The organism is Nocardiopsis metallicus (assembly GCF_014201115.1).
Taxonomy (GTDB): Bacteria; Actinomycetota; Actinomycetes; order Streptosporangiales; family Streptosporangiaceae; genus Nocardiopsis; species Nocardiopsis metallicus.
Window position 1 is genome coordinate 515,386 of record NZ_JACHDO010000001.1, and the last position, 25,509, is coordinate 540,894.

Here is a 25,509-nt window from a genome sequence, read left to right on the forward strand (position 1 = left end):
GCAACCCACCACAGAACCTCACCACCGCACCACCGGGAAGGACTGGCACCATGAGCCGCACCGGGCGCGTCGAACGCGCAACCAAGGAAACCAAGGTCCTGGTCGAGGTCGACCTGGACGGCACCGGCGTCGCCGACGTCTCCACCGGTGTCGGCTTCTTCGACCACATGCTCGACCAGCTCGCCAAGCACGGCCTGTTCGATCTCACCGTGCGCACCGAGGGCGACCTGCACATCGACTCACACCACACCATGGAGGACACCGCCCTGGCCCTGGGCGCCGCCTTCCGTGAGGCGCTCGGCGACCGGGCGGGCATCCGCCGCTTCGCCGACGCCAAGGTGCCCCTGGACGAGGCCCTGGCCGAGGTGACCGTCGATGTCTCCGGCCGCCCCTACCTGGTGCACAGCGAGCCCGAGGGCATGGCTCCGATCATCGGCCGCGACTACGACACCACCATGACCCGGCACATCTTCGAGTCCTTCGTGGCCCAGGCGCGCGTGGCCCTGCACATCCACGTGCCCTACGGCCGCAACGCCCACCACATCGTGGAGGCCCAGTTCAAGGCGTTCGCCCGCGCCCTGCGCTTCGCCACCGAGAGCGACCCGCGCGTCACCTGGGTGCCCTCCACCAAGGGCGTGCTGTAGATGGACACCGACCTCTGGGGTCTGTTCCTCCTGGTCCTGGCCGGCTTCCTCGCGGGCGGTGTCTACGCGATGTGGGACAAGAGCCGGGTGCTCGCGATCGCCCTGGGCGGCTGCGCCGCCCTCGCCGCGGTCTCCGGCGTGCTGCGGCTCGGCTACTTCTAGGCCGGTGGCTCTCACACCTTCACAGTCCCGCTCCGCAAAGCCCGCTTTCCTCACCAACCGAAGGGCACGCACTCGAATGTCACGTGTGGTCGTCTTTGACTACGGGTCGGGCAACCTCCGCTCGGCCCAGCGCGCCATGGAGCGCACCGGCGCCGACGTCACCGTCACCTCGGACCCGCACGCCGCGCTCGACGCCGACGGGCTCGTGGTCCCCGGCGTGGGCGCCTTCAGCGCCTGCATGGCCAGCCTCAGGGCCGCGGGCGGCGACCGGATCATCGGCCGCCGCATCGCCGGAGGCCGTCCGGTCCTGGGGATCTGCGTGGGGATGCAGGTCCTCTTCGACCATGGTGTCGAGCAGGCTGACGTCCGGGCCGAGGACCGGGTCACCGAAGGCTGCGGCGAGTGGCCGGGCGCCGTCGAACACCTCCAGGCGCCCGTCGTCCCCCACATGGGCTGGAACACCGTCGCCCCGCCCGAGGGCTCACGCCTGTTCGAGGGCATCGGCCCGCAGGACCGCTTCTACTTCGTGCACTCCTACGCGGTCCGCCGCTGGGAGTTCGTCAGCCACAGCGACCGCGTCCGCCCGCCCCAGGTGACCTGGGCCGAGCACGGGGAGCCGTTCGTGGCCGCGGTGGAGAACGGTCCGCTCAGCGCCACCCAGTTCCACCCGGAGAAGTCCGGGGACACCGGGGCCCGCGTCCTGGCCAACTGGGTCGACACCCTGTAGCCGCGCCCGGCGCCCTTCGAGACCCACTCCTGAGACCCAACCCAGTACCTACCGAGCACGAGAAGGCACCCGTAAAGGGATCCTGGCCCTTCGGGGCCGGGCTTTCGACCGCGTGGTTGAGAGCCACCTTTGCCAGACCCAGCCATCACCACAAGGAGGTGACCTTGATGGCTACGTTCCGCACAGGACAGAAGACCCACCAAGCTGTGCTTCCTCAGCAGCTTGCTCGGGAATCCGTGCCAGCAGACAATCCCCGGATCGGGAACGAAACGGGGCACGGACACCGCTCAAGGGCGGTACCCGGTGTGGAACATGGTCGAGGGGAGACCACCGGAACCTCACCTGGTGCCGGTGGCGTCACCCCCAACCCTGCTGGGGTTGGGGAGCAGCGCCGTGAGGTGCACACCGTCCATCCGTCCGTGTTCGTCCTCGACAAACACCATGTCCCCTTGCAGCCCTGTACTTCTGCCAGGGCCCGCAAGCTCCTGGCCAAAGGCCGGGCCGTTGTACACCGCCTTACTCCGTTCACCATCCGGCTCAAAGACCGCACCGTCACAGAATCCGAGGTCGATGGGGTCGAGGTCGGCATCGACCCGGGGTCCAAGCACACCGGCATCGCCATGTTCACCACCCGAGCCGGAGAACGACGCGGCCGTTTCAGCCTCCAACTCGACCACCGCGGCGCGCAGATCAAGAAGAAGATGGGCCAGCGCGCCTCCTACCGACGGCGGCGTCGGAGCACCAACCTGCGCTACCGGGCGCCCCAGTTCCTTAACCGAACCCGCCCCCAAGGGTGGTTGCCTCCGTCTCTGCAACACCGGGTGGACACCACCGTTGCGTGGGTGGACCGGCTTGCCCTGTGGGCTCCGGTGCGGGCGGTGCATGTGGAGCGGGTCGCCTTCGACACCCACACCCTCTCCGCCGGGAAGCTATTGGAGGGGGCGGAGTATCAGCACGGCACTTTGCACGGGTTCGAGGTGCGCGAGTACCTGCTGGCCAAGTTCGGCCGCACCTGTGTCTATTGCGGGGCGACCGACACTCCGCTCAACATCGATCACGTTCGCCCGCGTTCTCGGGGTGGCTCGGACCGCGTCTCCAACCTGGTCCTGGCCTGTATCCCCTGTAACCAGGCCAAGGACAACCAGCCGGTGGAGGAGTTCTTGGCAGGCAAGCCGAAAATCCTGGCCAGCGTCCTGGCCCAGGTCAAGGCTCCGCTGGGGGATGCTGCCGCGGTGAACTCGACCCGGTGGGCGCTCTGGCGCGCTCTGGACCAGCGCCTGCCCACCCATGTGGGCTCGGGTGGGCGCACTAAATGGAACCGCTCCCGCAGCCAGCTGCCCAAGTCGCACACTCTGGACGCCCTGGCCGTGGGTAAGGTCGACACCATCACCCACACCGTGGACACGATCCTGGTGGCCGCGTGCGCGGGGCATGGTTCTTATGCCCGTACCCGTCCCGACAAGTATGGGTTCGCCCGGCTGCGGCTGCCCCGCACCAAGCGGTTCTTCTCCTTCGCCACTGGGGACCTGGCCCGCGCTGTGGTGTCCCAGGGCAAAAAGAAGGGGACTCACACTGGCAGGGTCGCAGTACGCGCTACCGGGAAATTCAACATCACCACCGCTCAGGGCACTGTCCAGGGCATCAACCACCGGCATGTCCGGCTGCTTCAGAGGGCCGATGGCTATGCCTACACCATTCGGAAGGAGCAGGGCGTTTCCTCCCGGCCCTGAGGGACCGGGTTTCCACGCCCAACAAAGCGATGACCGGCGAGCACACCCCGTCGACCCCCGCACTCGAACTGCTTCCCGCCGTGGACGTGGCGGGCGGGCAGGCCGTCCAGCTCGTCCAGGGCAAGGCGGGCTCCGGCGGGCAGTACGGCGACCCCTTCGAAGCCGCCACCGCCTGGCAGAACGCCGGGGCCGAGTGGATCCACCTGGTGGACCTGGACGCCGCCTTCGGCCGCGGCCACAACCGTGACCTGCTGAGCGGCATCGTCGGCCGCCTCGACGTCAAGGTCGAGATGTCCGGCGGCATCCGCGACGACGAGTCGCTGGCAGCCGCCCTGGCCACCGGCTGCACCCGCGTCAACATCGGCACCGCCGCCCTGGAGAACCCGGAGTGGTGCGCCAAGATCATCGCCGAGCACGGCGACAGGATCGCCATCGGCCTGGACGTGCGCGGCACCACCCTGGCCGCCCGCGGCTGGACCCGGGACGGCGGCGACCTGTTCCAGACCCTGGAGCGCCTGGAGGCCGAGGGCTGCGCCCGCTACGTCGTCACCGACGTCAACAAGGACGGCACCCTCAAGGGCCCCAACCTGGACCTGCTGCGCACCGTGTGCGAGCGCACCGACAAGCCGGTGGTCGCCAGCGGCGGCGTGTCCAGCCTCGCCGACCTGGAGGCCATCGCCACCCTGGTCCCGCTGGGTGTGGAGGGCGCCATCATGGGCACCGCCCTGTACGAGGGCGCCTTCACCCTGGAGGACGCCCTGGCCACGGTACGGGGTGCGGACCGGTGAGCCTGGCCATCCGAGTCATCCCCTGCCTGGACGTGGACGCCGGGCGGGTCGTCAAGGGCGTCAACTTCGAGAACCTGCGGGACGCCGGTGACCCCGTCGAGCTCGCGGGCACCTACGACGGCGGCGGCGCCGACGAACTCACCTTCCTGGACGTGACCGCCTCCAGCGGGGACCGGGAGACCACTTACGACGTGGTGCGCCGCACCGCCGACCAGGTGTTCATCCCGCTGACCGTCGGGGGAGGGGTCCGCACCCCCGAGGACGTGGACCGGCTGCTGCGCGCGGGCGCCGACAAGGTGGGGGTGAACACCGCCGCGATCGCCCGCCCCGAGCTGATCGCGGAGATCGCCGAACGCTTCGGCCGCCAGGTCCTGGTGCTCTCCGCGGACGTGCGCCGGGTGCGCGAGGGCGGTGAGCCCACCCCGAGCGGTTTCGAGGTCACCACCCACGGCGGGCGCCGGAGCACCGGTATCGACGCCCTGGAGTGGTGCGAGCGCGCCGCCGAGCTGGGTGCCGGTGAGATCCTGCTCAACTCCATGGACGCCGACGGCACCAAGGCCGGGTTCGACCTGGAGCTGATCCGGGCGGTGCGTGCCCGGGTGGACGTCCCGCTGATCGCGTCGGGCGGCGCGGGCGCGGTGGGGCACTTCGTCCCGGCGGTGGAGGCGGGGGCGGACGCGGTACTGGCCGCGACCGTGTTCCACTTCGGTGAGTTCACCATCGCCGACGTCAAGAAGAGCCTGAGCGAGGCCGGATACCCGGTCCGGTAGCGGCTGGCGGCGAGAACGGACGGGATCGAAGGCTTAGCCCCCAGGCACCTCCCGAACGGCCTCGGACGCATCAGGAGTCCGGGGCGGGAGTTCGCCGAGGAGCTGGACGGACAGCGCGGCTCCTCACCCCGCCCGCCCCACCGTTCCCCGACCCATCGCGGGCCCGGGACACCGACCACGGTGTCCCGGGCCCGACGCGTGCACACCCTGCCAACCCGGGGAAGTTCCAGTTGGACGGAATAGGACGGATGCGTCCTGTGCTGAAACAATCCGGTGGAAGCTGTCGGCGCCGCTGGATAGGTTGGCCCGACACGAGCCCCGTGGCCCTCGGTATGCCAGAGGCCGGTCGGGGCGCTGCTTGCTGAGGCCGAAGCGAGCTGGTCGAGAACGGAAGCGGGGGCGTATGGCGCAGGGCACCACGACGGCGAACGAGGAGAGCCGGGAGGAGGCCTCACCCGGCGGCCCGGCGGCCAAAGGCACATCCAGACCGACCGCGGCCCCCCAGCACAAGGGAGTCTTCACCCGCGGGATGCGCGTCCTGGGTGTCGCCGCCCGCACCGAACCGTGGATCTTCCTCGCAGCCGTCACCGGAGCCATGCTGCACGCCGCTGTCAACGTCGGCTCCGCCTTCGTCCTCGGCTACCTCACCGACAACACCATCCTCCCGGCCTTCGCCGCCGGAGAGACCACCGCGGCCGCCCTGATCACCGCGGCCGCGCTGCTCATGGCCGTCGGCATCGGCAAGGCCGTCGGCCTGGCCATCCGGCGCCTGCTCGCCGGACTCATGCAGTTCCGCATGCAGGCCCGCTACCGCCGCGCCGTCGCCCGCAAGTACCTCGAACTCCCCCTGTCCTGGCACCACCGCCACCCCACCGGCCAGCTCCTGTCCAACGCCAACGCCGACGTCGAGGCCGCCTGGCAGCCCCTGGCCCCGCTGCCCATGGTCGTGGGCAGCGTGTTCATGCTGCTCATCGCCGCCGTCGCCATGGTCGTCACCGACCCGGTCCTGGCCCTGGTCGCCTTCGTCGTCTTCCCGGTCCTGGCCGCCGCCAACGTCATCTTCCAGCGCCGCGTCTCCCCGATGGCGTCCCGCGCGCAGGCCCTGCGCGCCGAGGTCAGCGGGGTCGCCCACGAGTCCTTCGACGGCGCCCTGGTCGTCAAGACCCTCGGCCGCGAGGACACCGAGACCGAGCGCTTCACCGAGTCCGCCCACCGCCTGCGCGACGCCCTCATCCAGGTCGGCCGCATGCGCTCCATGTTCGACCCCTTCACCGAGGCCCTGCCCAACTTCGGTGTCCTGGCCGTCCTCCTCCTGGGTATGTGGCGCCTGTCCACCGGGGCCATCGAACCGGGCGAACTCGTCCAGATCGCCTTCCTCTTCACCCTGCTGGCCCTGCCCATCCGCTCCTTCGGCTGGCTCCTGGGCGACCTGCCCCGCAGCGTCGTCGGCTGGGACCGGGTCCAGTCCGTCCTGCGCGCGGACGGCACCATGGAGTACGGCGAGCGGACCCTGGACCGCTCCGCCCGCGGCATCGCCCTGAGCGCCCGCGGCGTCACCTTCACCTACGCCGACTCCTACGACGCCGAGGGCGGCGGCCGCGACCTCATGGACACCGGCGCCGACCAGGCCCGCACCACCGTGCTCAACGGCGTCGACCTCGATATCGAACCGGGCCGCACCGTCGCCCTCGTCGGTCCCACCGGATCGGGCAAGTCCACCCTCACCACCGTCCTGATGCGTCTGGTCGACCCCGACACCGGCACCGTCTCCTACGACGGCGTGGACCTGCGCGACCTCGCCCGCGACCAGGTCCCCGACCACGCGGCACTCGTACCCCAGGGCACCTTCGTCTTCGAGGACTCCGTCCGCGACAACATCACCCTGGGCAGCGCCGGAATCGACGACGACCAGGTCTGGGCCGCCCTGCGCCTGGCCCGAGCCGACGGGTTCATCGCCGAACTCGACGGCGGGCTCGACGCCCGGCTCGGCGAGAAGGGCACCACCCTGTCCGGCGGCCAACGCCAGCGCCTGGCCCTGGCCCGCGCCATCGTCCGCCGCCCCCGGCTGCTGATCATGGACGACGCCACCTCGGCCGTGGACCCGCAGATCGAGGCGCAGATCCTGGCCGGGCTGCGCGAACGGGACGACGCCGCGACGGTGGTCGTGGTCGCCTACCGCCGCGCCACCATCGAACTCGCCGACGAGGTCCTCTACATGGAGGGCGGGCGCGTCCTGGCCCGCGGCACCCACAGCGAGCTCCTGGAAACCTCCAGCGGCTACAACAAGCTCGTCACCGCCTACGAACGCGCCTCGGCCGAGAACGAGGCCGAGCGGGACCCGATCCCCGAGGAGCCCGGACCCACGGAACCACACCGCCGCACCGGAGGACACGGCACCGGAGGATCCAGAACGGGACACGGAACCGACGGCACCGAGGAGAGCAGCCGATGAGCGCACCAACCCAGGCCCGCCCCGACGACAGATCGGAAAAGGCGGCCGACGGTCGGCGCACCGAACGCGACCCCGCCCTCTCCCTGCACCGCAACGAGGACTCCGCGCTCGGCACCATCAGGCGCGGCATCCAACTCTCCCCGGAGTTCGCCAAGGGCCTCTGGGTCACCCTGCTCTTCGCCGTGGTCGCCACCGGGGGCAAGGTCATCGTCCCGATCGCCGTCCAGCAGATCATCGACAACGGACTCTCCGGGACCAGTGGCCCGGACCTGGTCTTCGTCACCCGCATGGTGTCGGTCTGCGCCGGGCTGCTCGTGGTCACCATGGTGTGCTCGTACCTGATGAACCTGCGCCTGTACCGGGCCACCGAGTCCGGCCTGGCGACCCTGCGCCGCAAGGCCTTCCGGCACGTGCACGACCTGTCCGTGCTCACCCAGAACAGCGAACGCAAGGGCGCCCTGGTCTCCCGCGTCACCGGCGACGTCGACCAGATCAGCACCTTCATGCAGTGGGGCGGCCTGCTCCTGCTGGTCAGCACCGGCCAGCTCCTGGTCGCCACCACCCTGATGGCGGTCTACTCCTGGCAGCTCACCATCGTGGTGTGGGTCTGCATCCTGCCGCTGCTCTTCGGCGTGCGCTGGCTCCAGAAGCTCCTCTCCAAGGCCTACCTCAAGGTCCGCGAGCGCACCGGCGACATGCTCGGCGCCATCGGCGAGACCGTCATGGGCGCCGCCGTCATCCGCGCCCACGGCACCGAGGAGCGCACCGCCGGACGGATCGACACCACCGTCCTGGCCACCCGCAAGGCCCAGGTGCGCGCCCAGCGCCTGTCCATGGCGGTCTCACCCTTCGCCGAGATCGTCGCGGCGCTCGGCAACGTCGCCGTGGTCCTGGTCGGCGTGTGGTTGGGCATCGGCGGCGACCTCACCGCGGGCCAGCTCATCGCCTTCCTGTTCCTGATGACCCTGTTCATCCAGCCGATGATGATGGCGACCGAGATCTTCAACGAGGCCCAGAACGCCATCGCGGGCTGGCGGCGCGTGCTCGGGGTCCTGGACACCGTCCCCGACATCGCCGACCCCGGCGAGGCCGGGCGCGTCCTGCCGCGCGGACCGGTCCGGGTCGGCTTCGACAGGGTCACCTACTCCTACCCGGAGGGCCCGGTCGTCCTGGACGACGTGAACGTCGAGATCACCCCGGGCACCCGGGTCGCGGTCGTCGGCGAGACCGGGTCGGGCAAGACCACCTTCGTCAAGCTCCTCACCCGGCTGATGGACCCCGCCGCCGGAACCGTCCGCCTGGACGGGGTGGACCTGCGCGAGGTCGCCTTCTCCTCGCTGCGCAGCCGGGTCGTCATGGTCCCCCAGGAGGGGTTCCTCTTCGACAGCTCCCTGGGCGACAACATCCGCTTCGCCCGCCCGGAGAGCACCGACGCCGAACTCGAGGCCGCCATCACCGAGCTGGGCCTTTCCGACTGGCTGGGCAGTCTCGCCCACGGCCTGGACACCCCGGTCGGCCAGCGCGGCGAGTCCCTGTCCGCGGGGGAGCGCCAGCTCGTGGCGCTCGTGCGCGCCTACATCGCCGACCCGGACCTGCTGGTCCTGGACGAGGCGACCTCGGCCGTGGACCCGCACACCGAGGTCCGCATCCAGCGGGCCCTGGACCGGCTGACCCGCGGCCGCACCTCGGTGGCGATCGCCCACCGGCTGTCCACCGCCGAGGCCGCCGACCGCGTCCTGGTCTTCGACGACGGCCGGATCACGCAGAGCGGCACCCACGGCGAACTCGTGGACCAGCCGGGCGTCTACGCCGACCTGTACGCCTCCTGGGTCCGTTCCTCCGCCTGACCGCTCAACGGCTGGTTCGGGCGCCGAGAGTTCCTGCCTTGCTCTTGGCGCCCGAACACACGCCAAAGCCAGGAGGTGGACTACGCCGTAGGCGTCCGTTGAGGGTGGCGGCGGGCGACGGGGCGGGCGGAGGCCCAGATCAACCAGAGCTCCGCCACCAGTGGGCGGCCAGCAGCTCCGCCACGAGTGGTTCGGTCAGCAGGCTGACGTCCGGGTCGCCGTCACCCGGGTAGCGCACGCTCAGCCCCACCCCCGGCACGCGTTCGCGTCCGGGGGTGGGGCCCACCGCCACGAACGCGCCGCGCAGCTGCCCCAGGTGCTCGGCGAAGCGCTGATCGTAGGTGGAACCGGCGAACAGCAGCGCACGGTAGTCCGTCACCGCGGCGAGGTGGCGGTCCGTGTGCGACCACTCGCCCGTCTCGGCGGAGTGCGCGACCCGGATCGGCCCCCGGCGCAACACCTGAACCCCCTGTCGGGCCGAGGCCAGCCGTTCGGCCGGGGCCACCAGGTGTACGCCGTCGGGGGAGTCCAGCACCTTCGCCGCCTCGGGCACCCACTCCGGGGCGCTCTCCAGCAGGACCCGTGAGGCGTTGGCCACCCGCCGCACCAGACCGGGGAAGTTGGCGCTGCCCCCCGAGGAGGGCGCGCCCAGCCGGTGGCCGAGCAGCAACAGCAGCGCCAAGGCGTGCTGGTAGGCCCGACAGCCCAGGCCAGAGCCCTCCTCACCGGCCCGCAGCGGCACCAGCAGGTCCGCGTACCGGCCCACCACCGCGTCCTGGTCGGGCGCCAGCACGATCACCGGGGAACGCCCCACGTACCGGTCCAGGACCGCGTGCAGCTCACGCTGGCCCCCGCCCAGACTCACCGCCACCACGAGCGTCTCCGGACCGGCGGGCGGCTCCTCGGTCGAGGTGGAGAAATCGGTGTGGGCCGCGACGCCCCCGCGCCGCAGCCGCGCCGCCGCCACCTCGCAGGCGTACCGGGCCGCCCCCAGACCGAGGAAGCGCACCGACGCGGGTTCGTCCTCCAGCAGCGCCGGCAGCGCGGCGTAGGGATCCCAGCGCGGGAAGCGCTGGGCGAGCTCGGTCAACGCGGCGGGTTTCCCCGCCAGGTCGGCGGCCAGGTACTCGGCGGTCACGAAAGCTCCCAAGCTGGCAGAACCGTTGGAACGGCGACGTCACGGACGCACGAACTCTAACCCTCCGCAAGCCGAACCCGGTGAGCGTCGCCCGCGCATCGGCCATAACCTGGAGAACATGAGCGTCACCAACCTCGACCCGGCCATCGCCGCACGTCTGAAGCGCACCGCGGACGGCCTCGTCCCCGCTGTCGTACAACAGCACGACACCGGGGAGGTGCTCATGCTGGCCTGGATGGACGACGAGGCCCTGCACCGCACCCTCACCACCCGCGACGCCACCTACTGGTCGCGCAGCCGCGGCGAGTACTGGGTCAAGGGCGCCACCTCCGGACACACCCAGAACGTGGTTTCCGTCGCACTCGACTGCGACGGCGACACCCTGCTGGTCCGAGTCGACCAGACCGGCGCCGCCTGCCACACCGGCGACCACACGTGCTTCGACGCCGGACGGCTGCTGTGACCCCGGAAAGGCCAGAGACCACCGCGGCCGCCCCCGAGCCCGCCGTGGAGACCGTCGAGAAGGCCGCGGAGAAGGCCGCCGCCTCCCGGGTCCGCCGCGAGTACGGGGTGAGCATGCTCGCCCTGGCCGCGGGCGCCGCGCTCATGTTGGCCGCTTCCGGCCGAATCTGGGCCACCGGCGAGCTCAGCTCGCCCGGGCCGGTGGCCGCCGTGCCCGTGGACATCACCGGAACCGACCTGACCGGGGCCCTCAGCGGCCTCGGCTGGGCCGGACTCGCCGGGATCGCGGGACTGTACGCGGCCCGCTCCTGGATGCGCCGCGTGGTCGGCCTGCTGATCGCGGTGTGCGGTGTGTTCGCGCTCACCTCGCTGTGGTCGGCGACCCGCCCCGGGGTCCTCGCCGACGCGGTCCTGGCACTGGCCACCGACACCGCCGGCGCCGCCCAGGGCGCAGGCGCACCCGAACTCCACGCCCCGGGCCCCGCCATGGGGGCGGCCGGTGCCGTCCTGCTGATCCTGACCGGCCTGATCGCGGTAGTGCGTGCCCCTGCCTGGCCCGGCATGGGAAACCGGTACGATCGGGACGCCGCACCGCGTCCGCGCCAGGCGCAGACCCCTGCCGACCTGTGGAAATCGCTGGACGCCGGTGAGGATCCCACACTTGGCGCCCCGGACGACGGCACGCCCGCCGCCACCGCACCGGCGGCCCGTTCCGAAACCGGTGACGACACCGAACCCGCACCGCTGGCCGAGGGGCCAGCCCAACCCAAGGAGAGCCACTGATGGCCGACGAGCACCACGAAGAACACGACGACCACGGCAACACCGTTTCCGCCTGGTTCCTGACCCTCTCCTGGATTGTCGCCTGGACCGTGGCCGCCGTCGCCATCATCTTCGGTGGTGACCTGGTGGTCTGGACCGTCATCGCCCTGGTCGCCAGCGTCGCCCTCGCCGCGGTCGCCGGTGTGATGAAGAAGGTCGGCCTGGGCCGTAAGGAGCCCCGCCCGATCCCGCCCACCCGCGAGGAGTGGGAAGCGGACCGCAAGGCCCCCACCGCCAAATAGCACACTGAGTCGCACGCTCGCTCTTCCCCGTGGTCCAAAACTCGTACGGGCCACGGGGAATGGACGAAGGTCCCATGGTCCGGGTACATTCACCCCATCGGTCCGTTAGGCCTTGAGAAGCAGGTCAGCGCTTTTTTCGCCGATTCGGCGTCATCTGCCGCGCTTGCGGGCCGCGATTCCGGTGACCCAACCCTGCCCCATGTTGGGTTGGCGTGTGCCCAGCCGCCACGCCGCCTCAAACCCCTTGTCCTCTTCTGGAAAGACTCTCCACCCATGAGCTATGGTCCCCCGCCCCCTGGTAACCCCGGTCCGCCCCACGGGGGCGGTTACGGTCCGCCCACGGGTGGGTACGGTCCTCCCCCCGGCGGTCCCGGCGGCCCCGGCGGCTACGGTCCGCCCCCCGGCGGTCAGCCCGGTTACGGCGGCCAGCCCGGCGGAACCCCGCCCGACAACGGCCTCACCTGGGCCATCGTCTCCGTCTTCTGCTGCTGGCCGTTCGCGATCCCCGCGATCATCAACGCCGCCAAGGTGAACGACCTGTGGAACCGCGGTGACCAGGCTGGTGCCCTCGAGGCCCAGGCCCAGGCCAAGAAGTGGACGAAGATCGCGTTCATTCTCGGTTCCATCGCGATCGTGCTGAACATCTTCTTCTACGCCTGCGCCGGGGTACTCTCGGTCAGCGGCGGCGGTTACTAAAGAGGCAGCACCCGAGAGATCGGCCACGCTCTCTTCCACCCCCGCGTACCCCGTCGGTACGCGGGGGTTCTCCTTGCTTGCGGCACCTATGCTGTTTCCGTGCATCCCAACGACGGTTCGGCCGCTCAGTCGCGTCCGACGACGACCGACCCCCACATGACGGCCACGCCCCCGCGAAAGGGCACCGAGCGCCTGGACCGGCTGCTGCGGTCACTGCATCCCGCCGTGTGGCCGGTGGGGCTCGGCGTCCTGGGGCTGGCGGGCGCCACGCTCCTGCACTTCGTTGATCCCAACGAGCCGGGCAACTACCCCACCTGCCCCTGGCTGCTGCTCACCGGAACCTTCTGCCCCGGCTGCGGCAGCATGCGCGCGATCGCGCTCACCACTCACGGTGACGTCCTCGGCGCGATCAGCATGAACCCCCTCCTGGTGCTGCTGGTGCCCTACATCGCGGTGACCTACGCCCTCTGGCTCGCCCGTTCGGTCAGGCCGCCCAAGCGCAGACCCAAACTCACACCCGGGTGGTTCCTCTGGACCATGACCATCGTCATCACCGCATACTGGCTCGTGCGCAACCTGCCCTGGTTCTCCTTCCTGGCCCCGGGCACCCCGCTCTTCCCCGGCTGGTGACCAGACCGCCGCAAGGCGACCCGATGGACGCGGGTCCCCCACCGAGGGTACGTTCACCTCAAAGCCTCGGTCACCGTCGGCGAGCGGGCAGGCACCGCCGCCGACCGACCAGCATCGACCCCTTCGCTCCCTCCCGGAAAGACAGACGCTCATGAGTTACGGCCCTCCGCCCCCCGGCGACCCCGCAGGCCCGCCGCCCGGCGAGGGCTACGGCCAGCCCAGTGGCGGCTACGGTCAGCCCACCGGAGGTTACGGCCCGCCCGCCCCGGAACACGGCCATCCCACCGGTGGCTACGGTCCGCCCGCCCAGGGCTATGGCCCGCCGCCCCCGGAGCTCCAGGCCCAGATGCCCGGTTCCTACGGCCAGCCGCCGGCCCCCGCGCCGTACGGCCCGCCTGGTGTCTATGGTGTGCAGCCGCCCATGGGCGAGCCGCCCAAGAACTACATGGTGATCAACATCCTGGGCATCCTCGGCTGCCTCAGCGTGCTGGGGATCATCGGCCTGATCTTCTCGCTCCAGGTCAACAGCAAGTGGCAGCTCGGCGACTACGCGGGCGCCGAGTCCGCCGCCAGCACCGCCAAGGTCCTCGGCATCATCAGCATGGTCGGCTTCGTGCTCGTCGCCCTCTACGTGCTCGTGATCATCTTCGGGCTCCTGTTCGCGGCCTTCGTGTAGGACCCCGGCACCGAACCTTTGCTCGGCCGTCGGCCCCGCCCCCGGACGCGGGGCGGGGCCCGGAAGTAGGCTGACGGCGTGCAGCAGGATGATCACCCCTCGAACCCCCAGCCGGGGCCAGCTCCGGGATCACAGCCCGAGCGGTCCCCAAGCCCGCATCGGCGGCCGCGCACGATTCAGGACGGGCCCGCCCCGATCCCCCGGAGCCGACTCGAAGCCCGGATCGACCGAGTCGTCGAGCGCGCCCACCCCGCCACCTGGCCGCTCAGCCTGGCCGCCGTCGCCCTGGCCGGGGCCGCCCTGCTCCACTTCGTTGACCCCAACGAGCCCGGAAACTACCCCACCTGCCCCTGGCTGCTGCTCACCGGAACCTTCTGCCCCGGCTGCGGAACCATGCGCGCCGTCGCGCTCCTGACCCACCTGGACGTCCCCGGCGCGCTCGGCATGAACCCGCTGCTCGTCCTCCTGCTGCCCTTCCTCGCCCACACCTACCTCCGCTGGCTGATCCGCGCCCTGCGCCCGCGCGCACGGCCGCCCGAACCCGGCTCCACCTGGACCGTCTGGACGATCCTGGTGTCCTTCGTCGTCTTCTGGATCGCCCGCAACCTGCCCTGGTTCTCCTTCCTGGCACCCGGAACCCCGCTTCTGCCCACCTGGTGATCCGCATCCGCCCGGCGTGGTGACATGGGGGCGGCGGCCCCCCGGCCCCCGAGGGTGGATACGATGACCAGCACACGGTGTGACAGCTGAGCGCCCGAGTCCGCCCAGCCCGCCGCGTCCGCGCCCGGACCGCCGCGTCCGTACCCGGACCCGGACCGACCACCGTGAACCGAACCCATGGACGAGGGAGCTAGAACTGGTGAGCGTGCTCGACGAGATCCTCGACGGAGTACGCGCTGACCTGGCGCAGCGACAGGCGGAACTCCCCCTGGACCGCCTCAAGGCGCAAGCCGAGTCGGTGCCCGTCCCCAAGGACGCCGAAGCCGCCCTGCGCCGCCCCGGCGTCCACGTCATCGCCGAGGTCAAGCGGGCCAGCCCCTCCAAGGGCCCGCTGGCCTCCATCAGCGATCCCGCGGCCCTGGCCCGCGACTACGAGGCCGGCGGCGCCACCCTGATCAGCGTGCTCACCGAGCAGCGCCGGTTCAACGGCAGCCTGGACGACCTGCGCGCCGTCCACGCCGCGGTGGAGACCCCGCTGCTGCGCAAGGACTTCGTCGTGAGCTCCTACCAGCTGTGGGAAGCCCGCGTCTTCGGCGCCTCCGCGATCCTGCTCATCGTCGCCGCCCTCACCCAGGAGGCCCTGGTCTCCCTGGTCGAGCGCGCCCGGTCGCTGGACCTGACCCCGCTGGTCGAGGTCCACGACGAGGAGGAGGTCGCCCGCGCCCTGGACGCCGGAGCGACCGTCATCGGCGTCAACGCGCGCAACCTCAAGACCCTGGAGGTCGACCGGGACACCTTCGCCCGGCTCGCCCCCCTCATCCCGGCCGACCGCGTCAGGATCGCCGAATCCGGCATCCGCGGCCCGCACGACCTGCTGGCCTACGCCGGAGCCGGAGCCGGAGCCGTCCTGGTGGGCGAGAGCCTCGTCCGCGGACGCAACCCGCGCGAGGCCGTCGCCGACCTGGTGACCGCAGGCGCCCACCCCGCACTGCGCGACCGGAACTGACGGGAAAAGCACGATGGGAACGACGAAGACGCACACGGAGCGGGCGCGGACAGCCACCGCGCACCCGCTCCGGCGCCGATGGCGATGGCTCTAGGGAGCCCGTAGGCACAGCCCGCGGGTTCCCGTCGCCGCGTTGACCCGAACCAACACGCGCCGCCGGAGCCAGGCGGCGCACAGCCTTGGTCGGCGCGCGGCCCCCCGCGGCGCGAGGCCTCGGGGGGACCTTCCGCGGTCGGCCTCCTCTTTCCCAGGAGAACTTCCCATGAGCCACGCCCAACCGGTGCCCGACGACCGCGGGCACTACGGCCGCTTCGGCGGCCGGTTCGCCCCCGAGGCCCTCATCGCCGCCCTCGACGAGGTCGAGGCCGAATGGGCCAAGGCCAAGGACGACCCGGCCTTCCACACCGAGTTCGACGAGCTCCTCAAGAGCTACGCGGGCCGCCCGAGCCTGCTCACCGAGGCCCGCAACTTCGCCGAGCACGCCGGTGGCGCCCGCATCCTGCTCAAGCGCGAGGACCTCAACCACACCGGCTCGCACAAGATCAACAACGTGTTGGGCCAGGCGCTGCTCGCCAAGCGCATGGGCAAGACCCGCGTCATCGCCGAGACCGGTGCCGGCCAGCACGGCGTGGCCACCGCCACCGCCTGCGCCCTGATGAGCCTGGACTGCCGCATCTACATGGGCGAGGAGGACACCCAGCGCCAGGCGCTCAACGTCGCCCGCATGCGCATGCTCGGCGCCGAGGTCGTCCCGGTCACCATCGGCAGCCGCACCCTCAAGGACGCGATCAACGAGACCTTCCGTGACTGGGTGGCCAACGTCGACCACACCCACTACCTCTTCGGGACCGCGGCCGGACCGCACCCCTTCCCCAAGCTCGTGCGCGACCTGCACTTCACCGTGGGCGCCGAGGCCCGCGAACAGGTCGTCGAACTCACCGGGAAGCTGCCCGACGCGGTCGCCGCCTGCGTCGGCGGCGGCTCCAACGCCATCGCGATCTTCGCCGCCTTCATCCCCGACGAGAGCGTGGCCCTGTACGGCTTCGAGGCCGGGGGAGCGGGCGCCGACACCGAGCAGACCGCCGCCTCCATCACCGCGGGCAGCCACGGCGTCTTCCACGGGGCCCGCACCTTCGTCCTCCAGGACGAGTACGGCCAGACCCTGCCCAGCCACTCCATCTCCGCCGGACTCGACTACCCGGCGGTGGGTCCCGAGCACGCCCACCTGGCCGACACCGGCCGGGCGACCTACGAGCCCGTCACCGACAGCGAGGCCATGGAGGCCTTCCAGCTGCTCTGCCGCACCGAGGGCATCATCCCCGCGATCGAGAGCGCCCACGCGCTGGCCGGAGCGCTCAAGCTCGGCCGGCGCCTGGGACCCGACGCCGTCATCCTGGTGAACCTCTCCGGGCGCGGCGACAAGGACGTCAACACAGCGGCCGCCTACTTCGGCCTCGTCGACTCGGAGGGACAGGCGTAATGGCCGCGACCACACTCCAGACCAAGCTCGCCCGGGCCCGCGAGGCCGACCGCGCCGCACTCGTCGGCTACCTGCCCGCCGGGTTCCCCGACGTCGACTCCTCGATCCGGGTCATCCAGGCCATGGTCGAGGGCGGCTGCGACGTCATCGAGGTCGGCCTGCCCTACTCCGACCCGATGATGGACGGCCCCACCATCCAGCGCGCCGCCGACCAGGCGCTGGCCTCGGGCACCACCACCGACGACGTCTTCCGGGTGGTGGAGGCCACCGCCGCCACCGGGGCCGCGGCCCTGGTCATGTCCTACTGGAACCCGATCGAGCGCTACGGCGTGGACCGCTTCGCCACCGAACTGGCCAAGGCGGGCGGGGCCGGGGTCATCACCCCCGACCTCATCCCCGAGGAGGCCGACGAGTGGTTCGCCGCCTCCGACGCCGCCGGGCTGGACCGCATCTTCCTGGTCGCGCCCTCCTCCACGGACCGGCGCCTGGAACTCACCACCCGAGCCTCCAGCGGGTTCGTGTACGCGGCCTCGCTGATGGGCGTCACCGGCACCCGCACCCAGGTCGCCGACACCGCCGAAACCCTGGTGCGCCGCACCCGCGAGGTCACCGTGGACTCCGGCCTGCCGATCTGCGTGGGCCTGGGCATCTCCACGGCCGCCCAGGCCGCCGAGGTCGCCGCCTACGCCGACGGCGTCATCGTGGGCGCCGGGTTCTGCCAGCGCGTCCTGGACGCCCCGGACCTGGAGACCGGACTCATCGCGGTCCGCTCCTTCGCCGAGGACCTCGCCGGGGGCGTCCGGTCCCGGTAGCAGTGCCCCCCGGTCCCGCTTCGGGGACCTTCGACACCGGCGGTGGGCCGCCCCTTCCCGGGGCGGCCCACCGCCCTTTCTGTTTCCCGGACAGGTGCGGCCCTGCCTGGTCAAGCACAAGGTTAAGAGCGTGAGAATCGGGTGAGAGCGACCCCCGAAACCGCACGAAACAACCACCCGGCAAGCGATTCGGTGGTGTGATGGCAGTGTCCCCGCCGTCCGGGAACCTCTCGCCCCGCACCGGAGCCCACCTCCCCGTGTCGCGGGGCCACTACACACAGTAGGCTTGACTTCGATACACAGAGCGACCAAGAGCGCACCCAAAGCCATGGTTCACGTGCGACCGACCCCTCTCCCGAAGGCCTGAAAGATGACGGACACCACCGACGACGCCCCCACCACCCAGCAGCCCACCCGCTGGGAGACCGTCCAGCCCTGGCTCACCCTCGCCTGCCGGATCGGCCTCGCCGCCGTCCTCATCACCGCCGCCGTCACCAAGTTCCCGCCCGCCCTGTCCGTGCAGGCGGTCGAGGCCTACGACCTCTTCCCCACCGAGGTCGCCCAGCTCATCGGCTACACCCTCCCCCTCTTCGAACTCGCCCTCGCCCTGCTGCTGCTGATCGGCCTGGCCACCCGCTACGCCGGCGCCGTCAGCGCCCTGCTCATGGTCGTCTTCATCGCCGGAATCCTCTCCGCGATGGCCCGCGGCCTGAACATCGACTGCGGCTGCTTCGGCGGTGGCGGGCAGGTCGATCCGGGCGAGACCACCTACGGGATCTCCATCGCACGCGACATCGCCTTCTTCGCGATGGGCGCGTTCATCGCGATCTGGCCCCGTTCCCCCTTCGCCCTCGACCGCGTCCTCGGGCTCTTCCGGTGACCCCGGAACACGTGCCCACCGGATCACCCGAGACGACGGTCGACCACCCCAAGTAGAACCAGAAACAGAGGAAGACCATGGGGAGTGAAGCGCGCAAGCGCTCCCGCGAGAAACTCAGGGAACAGCGGGAGAAGGAGAAGCGGGCCGCCCAACGCAACCGGACCCTGATCGTCGTCGGCGCCGCCGTGGCGGTCGTCGTGCTCATCGTCGGTATCGGCTTCGCCATCCTCAACGCCGACCGTTCCAACGGCTACGAGGGGCCGCTGGCCGCCCAGACCCTCCAGGACGACGGCAGCGTCGTGATGGGTGAGGAAGGCGCCTCCGCCCCGGTGGTCGAGGTCTACGCCGACTACCAGTGCCCGGCCTGCCGCCAGTTCGAACTCCTCAACGGTGACGTCCTCAAACAACAGGCCGCCGAGGGAAACGCCATCGTGCACTACCGCACGGTCAGCATCTTCGCCCAGCAGCCCGTGCCCACCAGCTCCAACTCACTCCGCGCCGCAGCCGCGGGCCGGGCCGCCGCCGACCACGGCGTCTTCGTCGAGTACAACGACCTCCTCTTCGAGAACCAGCCCAACGCCGAGAACGAGGGCTACACGGTCAGCAACCTCAAGGAGTGGTTCCGCGAGACCGACGCCACCGAGGAGCAGGCCGCGGAGTTCGACGAACGCATCGACGCCGAAGTCGCCGTCGTCACCGAGTTCACCGAGGACTTCCTGCCCGATCTCACCGTCGACGCCACCGAACAGATCGGTGAGGAGAACATCGGCCCCATGGTCCTGACCGACCTCATCAGCTGGGGAGCGGACAACGGCCACGACCCCTCCTTCCTGGAGGGCACCTACACGGGCGAGATCATCGACGCCACCGGGACGGCCTACACTCGCTACAGCGGAGAGAACGAGTTCCGCGGCACCCCCTCCGTCTACATCAACGGCGAGTTGCTCGACAACAACACCGCCATGACAGCCCGGGGCCTGAAAGAGGCGATCGCCTCCGCCGGAGACGGCGAAGTCGACACCGGGCCCATGGGCGAGGACGACGGGGGCGACACGGAGTAGAACCCCTGAACAGACCCCCCGCACGCGGGGCGAACCCGAGAGCAGAGCAGTGACATTGTCGTCGACAGCTTCCGAGGGCGCGGCCGAGTTCGGCCGCGCCCTCGCGGCCATTCCCAGCCCGGAGATCAACTCGATCCCCATCGGTCCGTTCCAGATCCACTTCTACGCCCTGTGCATCCTCGCCGGGGTCATCGTCGCGGTCTTCTGGAGCGAACGCCGTTGGAAGGCGATGGGGGGCGAACCCGGCACCATCATGGACATGGCCGTGTGGGCCGTGATCCTCGGTCTGATCGGCGGCCGCCTCTACCACGTCATCAGTGACGCGCACCTGTACTTCGGCCCGGACCGCGAAGCCATCCGCGCCCTCTACGTATGGGAGGGCGGCCTCGGCATCTGGGGCGCCGTCCCCCTCGGCGCCGTCGGCGTCTGGCTGGTCGCCCGCAAGCGCGGACTGTCGATGTCCAAGCTCGCCTTCGCGATCGCCCCCACGATCCCCCTCGCCCAGGCCATCGGCCGCTGGGGCAACTACTTCAACCAGGAACTCTTCGGCCGCCCCACCGACCTGCCCTGGGCCCTGGAGATCTACCCCACCCCCGAAGGCCACATGCGCGCCGGCATGGAGGTCGGCGTCACCACCTACCACCCCACCTTCCTCTACGAATCCCTGTGGTGCCTGGCCCTGGCCGTCCTCCTCGCCTACCTCGGACGCCGCTTCGAGGACTCCCTCCAGGGCGGACGCCTCTTCGCCGTCTACGTCATGGGCTACTGCGTCGGCCGGTTCTGGATCGAGTACCTGCGCGTGGACCCGGCCAACGACTTCTTCGGCATGCGCCTGAACAACTGGACCTCCATCGTCGTCTTCCTGGGCGCCCTCGCCTACTTCGTCTGGGCCGGCCGCCGCCTCGACTCCTTCTCCACCGCCGTCGTCCCGCACGGTCACGACGCCGGAACCCAGGTGTTCGGGGACACAGCCGACAGTGAGAAAGCTGACGAAGGCACCGTCTACAGCGCCGTGGACACCGATGATTCGGTGTTCGACCAGGACACGGGCTCTTCCGAGGGAGCCGGAACGGAATACCACCCGAGCCCTGAGCGATCTAGTAGCGAGGGCTCGACGGAGGACGACTCCGGCGCGGACGGCGACGGGAAAAACTCCGGGTCGAAGCCCGAATAGAGCGGGAGAACACCGAAGCCCGGCGCACAGGCCCGTGGCCGACCGCGCCGTACGGCGTTTCCCGCACCAGTCGAGCAGACCACGGGTTGACGATTGAGAAAGACCGTGAGCAGAGCCGAGTCCGGTCCCGGCCGCAGACGTCGGCGCGGCGGATCACGCCGCGCCGACAGCGCCCGCACCGAGGAGTACGTCGAGGACTACGGCACCGAGGACGGATACGAGGAGCAGTACGACCCGGAGGAGGACTTCTCCGCCGAGTACGGCCACACCTCGTCCAGGTCCGGTACCGAGCACGACGGCTATGACGACGATCCCGACGCCGGATACGAGGACGACTACGCGGAGGAGGGCCGGGCCGAGGAGTCCGGTCGTTCCGGAGGCCGCCAGAGCCGGCGCAAGGACAGGGGCAGGGACAAGAAGGGCGTGGGACGCGTCTCCGCCTTCTCGGCCTCCGCGATCAAGAAGGTGTCGGTCCTGGGGGAGCGACCCAACCAGATCGTCTACACCCTGGCCGAACAGAGCAAGCGCAAGCGCGGCACCGCCGTGCTCGGCGTGCTGCTCGGCGCCTTCAGCATCGCGCTGGTCGCCCTCCTCGGCGTGCTGAGCTACCAGCTCCTCACCGGGGCCGGCGGCAACACCGACCGCGGTGAGGACAGCATCGTCGCCCCACCCGACGGGCACAGCACCATCACGCCTGATTCCTACCTGTTCGAGCCGGACAACCCCGAGGTCTTCGGCCCCATCGAACACCGGGCCGAAGACGCCGAGCCCATGACCCAGGAGTCGGTCTTCGGCTCGGTCGAGGAGCTCGACATGGCCGGGATGGACCTTCAGCTGCGCGACTCCGAGGTCACCGACTCCTGCACCTCCCTGGTCTGGGGAGAGCAGCTCGGCCAGAGCCTGTTGGACGCCAACTGCCTCAACGCGGCCTCCGGTGTCTACACCGACGGCGACGGGGACTACATCGCCCAGGTGACCCTGTTCGACCTCTCCGACAGCGAAGGCGCCACCGACGTGGCCGCCGCACTGGACCCGACCAACGCCGAGACCGGCACGGGGTTCCTGCTGACCCGCGAGGCCGAGGGCGTCGAGGGGCTCCGGGACGGCTACAGCCAGGCCAGCACCCAGGTCATGGGCCACTACCTGGCCGTGTACTGGGTCGCGGCCACCGACGGCTCTCCGCCCGGGGACGACCCCGGTATCGCCACCGCGAGCGTGGTCTCCCAGAGCGCCTTCAGCTTCGTCTACGACGAGGTCGTGGCGAACCGGCCCGCGGAAGAGGGGGAGTAGGCGCGGGCGGTGGCGGGGGAGCCCCGCGGTGGTGGTGGCGACAGAACTGTTCGGCCCTGTCGGACGCCCCGATAGGATCTCGGACAGATCGACCCACTCCCGCTAGGACGTGTTCCGCGGACGCCGGTTCCACGGACGCCGAGGAACACGGCCGAGGGTCGTGACGAGGGGGAGTGGTCCCCTTCCACATCCCGAGCGCAACCGGGCCGGTCACCTCGCGTGACCGGCCCGCATCCACGGAAAGGTCCTTTGGGTGTCCCCTTCTGAACCGCCGACGCCTGGCAGGCCGGGCCGCCGGAGGAAAAACAGCGAGCCCGCCGAGCTTCCGGCCGCGGCAGACCAGTCCGCCCCGGGCCGGGCGGACAACAGTGCGGACCGTGCGGGCGGTCGCCGCAAGGGCGGCGGCCGACGCAAGAAGGAACCCCGCCGCTTCGGCCGCATGCTGACCCTGCTGGTCGGCGCGCTGGTCGTGGCGCTCGTCGCGTTGGGCACGGTGCTCTTCTTCGACCTGACCGGCGACGACGAACAGCAGACCGCCCAGGAGACCCGCCCGGCCCTGTACCGGATCCAGGACTCACGGGACAGCAACATGAACGTGGTGCTGTCCTCGCGCGAGGACGACACCCGCCCGCTCAACGAGGGCGAGCTGTTCGAGCGGCACAACTCCGAGATCTCGGGCCAGAGCCTGGACTTCACCCTGCGCGACTCGGACCTGACCGAGGACTGCTCGGCCGCGGTCTGGGGCGACGGGCTCCAGCAGGCCCTGACCGATGCGGACTGCACCCAGGCGGGCCGCGCCACCTACGTCTCCGATGACGACATCTTCGGTGTGGTCACGGTGTTCAACCTGGCTGACATCGAGGGCAGCCGCGCCGTGGCCCAGGCCATGGAACTGCCCGAGACCGAGGAGGACGAGGAGCCGGTCGACCCCGGGTTCGTCCTGCCGCCCTCGGGCAACGACCCCTTCGACCGCCTCGGCGCCGGCTACAGCGCCGCCGACGCGATCATCACCGGTCACTACCTCGTGGTGGTCTGGGTCCAGCCCGCCGACTCCGAATCGGTGGAGGAGCGCGTCAGCCTGGTGGCGCCGCTGGTCACCCTGGCCAACTTCCGCAACCCCTTCTTCCGGCGCATCGGCGAGGTCGGCGGCGGTGAGGGGACCGGTACCGAGGAAGGCGCCGGGGACGGCACCGAGGAGGAACTGGTCGAGGACCCGCCCCTGGAGGAGGAGATCCCGATCGAGGAGCAGGTCGAGCAGCCGGTCGACCCCGGCGAGTAGCCGCGGGCGGCGACCGGCGCACAACCGAAGCACACGGGGGCGGGGCCCGGTGGAAGTCACCTTCCACCGGGCCCCGCCCCCGTCATGTCACCGCTGACCGCCTGCTGGCGCTGCCCGCATGCTCGGGCCTGCCCGCGTGTTCCCGCTCAGCCCTTGGCCCGTTGGAGCTCCTCCACCCGCGCCACCAGCTCCGAGGCCAGCACCCGCAGTTCCGAGAACCGGTGCTCGGGCAGGTCCAGCAGGCTGTGCCCGTTCAGCCAGCCCGGAGCCGAGGCCACCGCGTGCCGGGCCGTGCGCTTGTTGGTCGGCCGCCCCCGCCAGGCCGCCACCTCCACCAGCCCGGTTCGCATCGTGGTGGTCAGCGTCCCGTGTGCGCGCCCCTGCACGTGGGCCAGCAGCCGCCCGGTGCTCCCGCCCGGCTCGGGGTTGCGCCGCAACCGGATCGCCGTGAGGTCCGGAGCGCCCAGCCCCCGCAGGAACCGCACCCGCGATCCGGGCTCGACCAGGGAGCGGAACTCGCGCTGGCCCGCCTCGTCGCGCACCCACCGCGAGGAGGAGGGCACCAGCACGAAGGTCTCGTCCGTGGTCGCGGCCAGCGCCACCCGGGGAGCCAACCGCTCCCACCCGCCGGTCAGGTTGACCACCGAGCACGTCCCGACGGCGGTGGGGGAGTCCATCCAGGTGGACAGGCGCACCCGGACGTCCTTGGTGACCTCCCGGGGCCAGTCACCGACCAGGGCGGGCACGGCCGCGCCCGCGGCGAGGTCGTCCCGGTCGCTCCTCCCGGCCTTCTCGGCGCCGTCCGACTTCGCCGGGTCCTGCGTGCTCTGCGCGGCCTCGGCACCCTCACCCCCGAGCAGCTCGGACACCCGCTCCAGCACCGCGGTGGCCCGTTCCAGGGTCAGTCCGCCCTTGGCCTCCTTGGCGTTGGACCCCTGGCTGTACACCCGGGAGGCGTCCCCGCCCGCGAAGAGCCGGGTGCGCGAGAGCGGCCGCAGCACGTACAGGTCGCTGGCTGCACCGATCGACTCCGCACCCAGGTACCGGTTGAAGTCCGGCCACACCGCCTCCATGAGCAGTCCCGAACGCACCATGCGCGCCTGGGTGGCGGCGGCCAGCTTCGGGGTGGTCTCACTGGCCCCGTAGGCCACCAGCACCCGGCCCCGCTTGGGGTCGGACAGCCCCTCCACCCCGCGCCGCACGAACAGCTCCACCCCGTCGGGGGTGTAGGGCGGGTCGGTGAAGACCAGGTCGGCGCTCTCCCGCAGCGTCGCGGGCAGCCCCAGCCGCAGGTCCGCGCTGTAGGTGCGCACCGGCAGCCCCAGCCGCTCGGCCACCGCGTCGATGTGCGCCAGCACCCGCTCGTCCAGGTCCACCACCGACACCCGCGCCCCCGGCTGCACCAGGGTCAGCGCCAGGGAGGTCAGGTCGTGGTCGCCCACGCACAGCAGCGTGCGCTGACTCAGGTCGAACCGGGTGGCCAGGAACAGTGCCCGTCGCAGGGCGGTCTCGGCGGTCGCCGACACATGGTCCAGGTCGAGGTCGGAGGAGGGGCCCTCATGGACCGCGCGCACCAGTTCGGCGGCGGCCCGCGGGTGCTCCGAGAGCAGGTGGGCCACCGGGTCGGCCAGGATCGGGGCGTTCGCGCCGTTGTAGTGGGCGGGCCGCCGCAGCCGGCACCGGTCCCGCTCGGGCTCGCGCACCAGCTCCCCGGCTTCCTCCAGGGACTTGAGCAGGGAGGAGACCACGGCGTAGGCGACACCGCTGGCGCGCACGAGGTCGTTGGCGCTCCACCAGCGGCCGTCGGAGAGCAGCGCCAGGATCATCCTGGGTCGGGGGGCGTCGGTGCCGTGCTCGCGCAGGAAGTTCTGTGCCGCCTCGGGGAGGGGCGGGTGCTGGTCGGGCCGCGGGGCCGCGGGTGTTTCCAGAACCGGGATCCCCGGTACGCGGGTGGTCTTGTCAGTGGTGCTGGCGCCGGTCTCGTCCGGGCCGGGGGAAATCGGGTGTCCTGCCATCTGCCGATCCTCCCATGTCACGCGGGCTCCACCGGTGGCTCGGCGGTGACTCGGCCCGGGGTGGTT

Annotated in this window: 25 protein-coding genes; 23 read left to right on the top strand and 2 right to left on the bottom strand. The window is 71.0% G+C overall.

Going from position 1 to position 25,509, the window contains the following annotated elements; translation table 11 throughout:
- Positions 1-50: 50 nt before the first annotated feature.
- The 8 genes from hisB (at position 51) to HNR07_RS02200 (ending at position 9,120) form a co-directional block, all read left to right on the top strand.
- Positions 51-644, top strand: a complete 594-nt coding sequence (gene hisB / locus HNR07_RS02165) for an imidazoleglycerol-phosphate dehydratase HisB (protein ID WP_184361226.1) — start codon at positions 51-53, stop codon at positions 642-644.
- Positions 645-806, top strand: a complete 162-nt coding sequence (locus tag HNR07_RS02170; RefSeq protein WP_184361229.1) for a hypothetical protein — start codon at positions 645-647, stop codon at positions 804-806.
- A 76-nt stretch (positions 807-882) separates the two neighbouring features.
- Entirely contained in the window at positions 883-1,533 is a 651-nt protein-coding gene (gene hisH, locus HNR07_RS02175) for an imidazole glycerol phosphate synthase subunit HisH (protein ID WP_184361232.1), read from the top strand.
- Between the two features lie 449 nt (positions 1,534-1,982).
- Entirely contained in the window at positions 1,983-3,263 is a 1,281-nt protein-coding gene (gene iscB / locus HNR07_RS02180) for an RNA-guided endonuclease IscB (protein WP_246420025.1), read from the top strand.
- A 29-nt stretch (positions 3,264-3,292) separates the two neighbouring features.
- The gene (gene priA / locus HNR07_RS02185) at positions 3,293-4,051 is read left to right on the top strand and encodes a bifunctional 1-(5-phosphoribosyl)-5-((5-phosphoribosylamino)methylideneamino)imidazole-4-carboxamide isomerase/phosphoribosylanthranilate isomerase PriA (RefSeq protein ID WP_184361235.1); all 759 of its coding nucleotides are present in this window, start codon (positions 3,293-3,295) and stop codon (positions 4,049-4,051) included.
- Positions 4,048-4,821 (top strand): imidazole glycerol phosphate synthase subunit HisF, encoded by a 774-nt coding sequence (gene hisF / locus HNR07_RS02190; RefSeq protein ID WP_184361238.1) that lies wholly within the window; start codon positions 4,048-4,050, stop codon positions 4,819-4,821. Before priA ends, hisF begins: the two co-directional genes overlap by 4 nt.
- Positions 4,822-5,224: 403 nt before the next feature.
- Positions 5,225-7,273 carry an ABC transporter ATP-binding protein gene (locus HNR07_RS02195; protein WP_184361241.1) on the top strand — a complete coding sequence of 683 codons (2,049 nt, stop codon included), beginning with the start codon at positions 5,225-5,227 and terminating at the stop codon, positions 7,271-7,273.
- Positions 7,270-9,120: an ABC transporter ATP-binding protein gene (locus tag HNR07_RS02200; RefSeq protein ID WP_184361244.1), complete on the top strand. Its 1,851-nt coding sequence runs from the start codon at positions 7,270-7,272 to the stop codon at positions 9,118-9,120. The genes HNR07_RS02195 and HNR07_RS02200 overlap by 4 nt, the downstream gene beginning before the upstream one ends.
- A gap of 139 nt (positions 9,121-9,259) precedes the next feature.
- On the opposite strand, the gene HNR07_RS02205 is transcribed toward HNR07_RS02200, so the two are convergent.
- Complete coding sequence (locus HNR07_RS02205; protein WP_184361247.1) at positions 9,260-10,258, bottom strand: sugar isomerase; 999 nt, start codon at positions 10,256-10,258, stop codon at positions 9,260-9,262.
- A 118-nt stretch (positions 10,259-10,376) separates the two neighbouring features.
- Between HNR07_RS02205 and hisI the strand changes: the two genes are divergently transcribed.
- From hisI to HNR07_RS02280, 15 genes are all read left to right on the top strand, one after another.
- The gene (gene hisI / locus HNR07_RS02210; RefSeq protein WP_184361249.1) at positions 10,377-10,721 is read left to right on the top strand and encodes a phosphoribosyl-AMP cyclohydrolase; all 345 of its coding nucleotides are present in this window, start codon (positions 10,377-10,379) and stop codon (positions 10,719-10,721) included.
- 113 nt (positions 10,722-10,834) lie between these two features.
- On the top strand, positions 10,835-11,503 hold the full coding sequence (locus tag HNR07_RS02215) for a Trp biosynthesis-associated membrane protein (RefSeq protein WP_184371298.1): 669 nt from the start codon (positions 10,835-10,837) through the stop codon (positions 11,501-11,503).
- Complete coding sequence (locus tag HNR07_RS02220; protein WP_184361253.1) at positions 11,503-11,784, top strand: HGxxPAAW family protein; 282 nt, start codon at positions 11,503-11,505, stop codon at positions 11,782-11,784. The genes HNR07_RS02215 and HNR07_RS02220 overlap by 1 nt, the downstream gene beginning before the upstream one ends.
- Positions 11,785-12,057: 273 nt before the next feature.
- A complete protein-coding gene (locus HNR07_RS02225; RefSeq protein ID WP_184361256.1) occupies positions 12,058-12,480 on the top strand; it encodes a CD225/dispanin family protein in 423 nt (140 codons plus the stop codon).
- Between the two features lie 156 nt (positions 12,481-12,636).
- Positions 12,637-13,110 carry a DUF2752 domain-containing protein gene (locus tag HNR07_RS02230; RefSeq protein WP_246420666.1) on the top strand — a complete coding sequence of 158 codons (474 nt, stop codon included), beginning with the start codon at positions 12,637-12,639 and terminating at the stop codon, positions 13,108-13,110.
- Between the two features lie 151 nt (positions 13,111-13,261).
- Entirely contained in the window at positions 13,262-13,786 is a 525-nt protein-coding gene (locus HNR07_RS02235) for a CD225/dispanin family protein (RefSeq protein ID WP_184361261.1), read from the top strand.
- A gap of 78 nt (positions 13,787-13,864) precedes the next feature.
- Positions 13,865-14,446 carry a DUF2752 domain-containing protein gene (locus tag HNR07_RS02240; protein WP_184361264.1) on the top strand — a complete coding sequence of 194 codons (582 nt, stop codon included), beginning with the start codon at positions 13,865-13,867 and terminating at the stop codon, positions 14,444-14,446.
- 199 nt (positions 14,447-14,645) lie between these two features.
- Positions 14,646-15,452, top strand: a complete 807-nt coding sequence (gene trpC, locus HNR07_RS02245) for an indole-3-glycerol phosphate synthase TrpC (RefSeq protein WP_017579839.1) — start codon at positions 14,646-14,648, stop codon at positions 15,450-15,452.
- 262 nt (positions 15,453-15,714) lie between these two features.
- Entirely contained in the window at positions 15,715-16,932 is a 1,218-nt protein-coding gene (gene trpB / locus HNR07_RS02250; RefSeq protein ID WP_184361267.1) for a tryptophan synthase subunit beta, read from the top strand.
- Entirely contained in the window at positions 16,932-17,744 is an 813-nt protein-coding gene (trpA, locus tag HNR07_RS02255; protein ID WP_184361270.1) for a tryptophan synthase subunit alpha, read from the top strand. The genes trpB and trpA overlap by 1 nt, the downstream gene beginning before the upstream one ends.
- 370 nt (positions 17,745-18,114) lie before the next feature.
- Complete coding sequence (locus tag HNR07_RS02260) at positions 18,115-18,624, top strand: MauE/DoxX family redox-associated membrane protein (protein ID WP_184361273.1); 510 nt, start codon at positions 18,115-18,117, stop codon at positions 18,622-18,624.
- A gap of 77 nt (positions 18,625-18,701) precedes the next feature.
- Positions 18,702-19,685 carry a DsbA family protein gene (locus HNR07_RS02265; protein WP_184361275.1) on the top strand — a complete coding sequence of 328 codons (984 nt, stop codon included), beginning with the start codon at positions 18,702-18,704 and terminating at the stop codon, positions 19,683-19,685.
- Positions 19,686-19,740: 55 nt separating this feature from the next.
- Positions 19,741-20,859, top strand: a complete 1,119-nt coding sequence (lgt, locus tag HNR07_RS02270) for a prolipoprotein diacylglyceryl transferase (RefSeq protein WP_184361278.1) — start codon at positions 19,741-19,743, stop codon at positions 20,857-20,859.
- Positions 20,860-20,964: 105 nt separating this feature from the next.
- Positions 20,965-22,149, top strand: a complete 1,185-nt coding sequence (locus tag HNR07_RS02275; RefSeq protein WP_184361281.1) for a hypothetical protein — start codon at positions 20,965-20,967, stop codon at positions 22,147-22,149.
- A 439-nt stretch (positions 22,150-22,588) separates the two neighbouring features.
- Positions 22,589-23,428, top strand: a complete 840-nt coding sequence (locus HNR07_RS02280) for a hypothetical protein (protein ID WP_184371304.1) — start codon at positions 22,589-22,591, stop codon at positions 23,426-23,428.
- A 146-nt stretch (positions 23,429-23,574) separates the two neighbouring features.
- Here the strand turns inward: HNR07_RS02280 and HNR07_RS02285 are convergent, their stop codons facing one another.
- On the bottom strand, positions 23,575-25,443 hold the full coding sequence (locus HNR07_RS02285; RefSeq protein ID WP_184361286.1) for a bis-aminopropyl spermidine synthase family protein: 1,869 nt from the start codon (positions 25,441-25,443) through the stop codon (positions 23,575-23,577).
- Positions 25,444-25,509: the final 66 nt, after the last annotated feature.